This is a genomic window from Jeotgalibacillus haloalkalitolerans, from assembly GCF_034427455.1.
GTDB classification, from domain to species: Bacteria; Bacillota; Bacilli; order Bacillales; family Jeotgalibacillaceae; genus Jeotgalibacillus; species Jeotgalibacillus haloalkalitolerans.
On record NZ_JAXQNN010000016.1, the window covers coordinates 1 to 564 of the forward strand.

Genomic DNA, 564 nt, shown 5'->3' on the forward strand with positions numbered 1-564 from the left:
TACAATGGAGCTGCGCAATCAGGGTCTTACCGTCAATCATAAAACGGTATTAAAATTGATGAAAGGACTGGGATTGAAGAGTCTTGTCCGCATGAAGAAATATCGATCTTACCGCGGAAACGTAGGCAAGGTTGCGCCCAATCTATTAGAACGAAACTTTCAGGCGGAAACACCTAATGAGAAATGGGTGACCGATGTAACAGAGATCCATCTATTTGGTGAGAAATTATATTTGTCACCAATTCTTAACTTATATAATGGAGAAATTATTTCTTATCAGGTTGAAAAACGTCCTGTTTACTCCCTCGTATCCAAAATGCTCGATAAAGCCTTTGGTAGGCTGGGAGCCGAAGAAACGCCTATCATCCACTCTGACCAGGGATGGCAATACCAGATGAAACAATATCAGCATGCATTAAAACAAAAGGGAATTACACAGAGCATGTCCCGTAAGGGTAATTGTTTGGACAACGCCGTCATAGAGAACTTCTTTGGCTTATTAAAGAGTGAGCTACTTTATTTAGAAGAATTTGAGAGTATGGAGCACTTCAGACAGGAATTAGA

At 40.4% G+C, this 564-nt stretch carries 1 protein-coding gene; it reads left to right on the forward strand.

The genetic code is table 11. From position 1 onward, the window contains the following. On the forward strand, positions 1-564 hold a 564-nt coding region (locus UFB30_RS16525), incomplete at both ends, for an IS3 family transposase (RefSeq protein WP_322422762.1).